Source organism: Bartonella sp. AD328YNZD, assembly GCF_042196425.1.
In genome coordinates this window covers 1-3,818 of sequence record NZ_JBHIQG010000234.1, presented here as the reverse complement: position 1 = coordinate 3,818, position 3,818 = coordinate 1, and the positions used below count along the sequence as shown (strand labels likewise).

The window sequence follows — 3,818 nt, the reverse complement described above, 5'->3', positions numbered from 1 at the left end:
GTAGAATGAGTCATCAAATACTAACCTTTTTCATTGTTTCATTTTTTTTAGTCATCTCACCGGGACCAAACATGGCCCTTATCATCGATAATGCAACGAGATTGGGGAAAAAGAACGCATTTATGAACGTTTTAGGGTTATGTACAGCAACATATGCGCATGGAGCATTTTCCATATTAGGGGTATCAGCACTCATTCTCAACAACAAAACGCTCTTTCTTTTAGTAAAACTCATGGGAAGCTGCTATTTATTATATATGGGCTTTAAATCGATTAAATCTGGAATACACAGCTTAAATTCAAAAGAAAAAATATCAACGAATGAAAAAAGCATTGTCGGTACAACAAAGCTTTTTACCAGCTATATGGATGGTTTTTTGACACAAATACTAAATCCCAAAGTATCAATATTTTACATAGCAGCCTTTCCAAAATTCTTAGCTTCTGGCAGTAGCATTAAAAAAGGCTTTGAACTTGTAACGATACATTCCTTCAACATCTTTACATGGTTTACTTTAATGACCATTTTTATATCATTCGCAAGCGCCACTTTAAAAAAGAAAAAAATAAAAGGATACATTAATATTGCGACAGGAACAGTTTTATCTCTATTTTCTTTTTTCATTTTCTTTGGATAATGTTATTTCGATAACAAATTGTAAAGTTAATAGAGCAATCTTTTCCTGATTCTGTCTCTCACTATGAATAGCTAAATCTCTAACAGAGCTTATACAATCCCCAGTTCTTTTTTTCTTTGTATAACTGAATTACGTTGCATTTCTTTATCATACTCTCAAGGACGCTTGTGTAAACAATGTGAGTCTCTCGTAACATTTTATAAAATGTTACCAATGTCTAAACAAAATCCTTATTCATCACTTTAAAAGAAAGAACTATGATATTGTTCTTTTCCTTTGTGAAACAAAAGTAATTCCTTCTCACTTATGATAGCATCATAAAAATAAAAAAATGATTTTAGAAATCATTTAAATTTTCCATTAAAAATTGTTCTTAAATTAAGATGAGAACTCTCGAGTGCTATTTGAGTAAAAATTAAAACTCTCACCATTATGAATAATAATAAATAATGCACTGATTACAAATAATAAGTTTCAAAAAATTATAAAAAATCCTGACAACTTTCTGAAATAATTTTAAAAGCTCCACGTCTTTTAATGAACAATTTATTTGTTATTAATAACAATAAAAAGTTCCCTATTCAGATATCCGTTACGTTATTTAAGAGGAAAACATTCTCTTTTTTCAAAACCATATTCCTAAAACATATTCTTGTCTTTATCCACACAAAATCATAAAAAACGTTTTTTTCCTTTACACCTCATTTATATCATGCTTCGATACAGAATAATGCATTTTTAGTGTAATTTAATCTCAAAATAATTAAAGGGAACCCCCAAAAAATGAGCTATAAACAAAATTTAAAAGATGGTCCTCAGATGAAACTACAACGTGGCCTAGATAACCGTCACGTACAACTTATAGCCCTCGGTGGAGCTATTGGAACAGGACTCTTCATGGGATCAGGAAAAACAATTAGTGTAGCAGGCCCTTCCATCGTACTCGTTTATGCTATTATTGGATGTGCCCTATACTTTGTCATGCGTGCTATGGGAGAATTATTGCTTTCTAATTCACAGTACCGGTCCCTTATTGATTTTTCAACCGATATGCTAGGACCGGGAATCGCTTTCTTTGTAGGCTGGAGCTATTGGTTGAGCTGGGTTGTAACTGGAGCTGCAGATATTATTGCCATCATCACTTATATGCACTTTTGGTGGCCAACGCTTAATCCATGGATTGCCGTTTTTTCTTGCATTGGTTTCTTTTTAATTTTTAATCTCTTTGCCGTAAAACTATTCGGTGAACTTGAATTTTGGTTTGGTCTTATCAAAGTCGTAGCAATTTTAGCATTAATTGTTGTTGGTTTTTATATGATCGCTACGAGCTTTACTTCTCCCAATGGTACTGTTGCTTCTCTCAATCACGTATGGAACGATGGAAATATCTTTCCGCGAGGAATGACAGGTTTTTTTGCTGGATTTCAAATTGCCATTTTTTCTTTTGTTGGTATAGAAATTGCAGGAACAACTGCAGCTGAAGTCAAAAATCCTAAAAAAGTTCTACCAAAAGCAATTAATGCAATACCAGTACGTATTGTACTCTTTTACATCTTCTCTCTCATCGTGATTATGTCAGTCACACCTTGGGATCAAATTGTTCCAGATAAAAGCCCCTTTGTTTCGATGTTTTGGCTTGCTGGTATTCCGATAGCTGCTGGTTTGGTAAACTTTGTCGTTCTCACCTCGGCTGCTTCTTCGGCAAATAGTGGTATTTTTTCTACTAGCCGTATGATATATGGACTTGCAACACAAAAAGGTGCTCCTCCAATTTTAGGTAAGCTTTCCAAATATCATGTTCCAGCCAATGCTCTATTCTTTTCCTGCTTATGTATTTTAATAGGGTATACAATTGCCTCACTCTCTCCAAGCCTCATAAGTGCTTTCACAATTGTGACGAGCATCTCAGCTATTGCATTTTTATTCGTATGGTCTGTAATTTTGGTTAGCTATATTGTATATCGTCGCAATCACCCTCATTTGCATGCTGAATCCGTCTACAAAATGCCAGGAGGAATTATCGTGTGCGGGATAATTTTAGTTTTCTTTGCTTTCATGCTCTATTTGTTAACGTTAGAAGAAGACACCCTAACAGCTTTAAAATACGGTATATTCTGGTTTATTTGCTTAGGCATAACCTATTTTACATTTGTAAAGAAAAAAATAACTCAAGGTAACAAATAAAGTCTATACATAAAACATCTCAAAAAAGGGTAATTTTAGTTACCCTTTTTCTACTTAACCTCCTCCCCAAACATCAAAAAACGACGATTCCTACCAGCGCCGGTTTGTGAACAATCCAGCTTATTAAGAGGGAATGCTGCTGATCATTTATATGGTTCACCTACATAAGGCTCTATGGGCTAGCCCTGCCCTGAATACTCACCACACATTATAAAAATACTTAATGCGTAAAAATGTTATATGCTTTATATCACTACTCTACACAACAGTATTTTACTGCACAATAAGATAAGAAACGAGCTATTCTGTAAAAAATTCTCTATAAACTTCACTGACATTGTTTACTAATAAAACATGAGATTTATCTAAAACTTTTTCCCCTCCAAAAGTTTATATTCAATTTTTTATCAAAATTAAAAATATAGCTTTAAACAGAATATATCTTAATAGCTATCTGCAATAAAAAAAGATTCTATGAAAATATTTTTCTATTTGTAATAAATTTTAAATATAAATAATTAAAGGTAAATTTTTAAATATATTTTTTAATATTTTAAATAATAGTCTAACTATTTAAACTTATTTTATTTATATATAAAGTTTTATATTTAATAAATTTGCAATTTTATTTATATTTAATATATTTAGAAATCTAAATTAATAAATAAATTTTAAATATAAAAGTTATTTATACAATAATTTACTATAAATAAATATATTAAATATAAATATTTATATAAATATAAATAATAATTATATGTAATATAATTTATATTATATATAAATTATATTACATATGTATAAAATATAAAAAATCAAAAAAATGTAATAAAATTTATCTTTTGTTTCTTATATATAAAATAATTATTCCATTAATTAATAATGTTTTTGCTTTATTCTCATATAGTCATAGAAAAAAATTCCTTTACTCCCTAGCTATATCATGTTTCGATAGAAGGGATTACCTTTTTTAGGGTAATTTTATCTTAAAATAAC

Annotated in this window: 2 protein-coding genes; both read left to right on the top strand. The window is 30.3% G+C overall.

All coding sequences use genetic code 11. The annotated features are described in order from the left end of the window. On the top strand, positions 1 to 638 hold a 638-nt coding region (locus tag ACFIO3_RS09815), incomplete at its 5' end, for a LysE family translocator (protein ID WP_375704378.1). Between the two features lie 783 nt (positions 639 to 1,421). Continuing rightward, complete coding sequence (locus ACFIO3_RS09810; RefSeq protein WP_375607000.1) at positions 1,422 to 2,822, top strand: amino acid permease; 1,401 nt, start codon at positions 1,422 to 1,424, stop codon at positions 2,820 to 2,822. Positions 2,823 to 3,818: the final 996 nt, after the last annotated feature.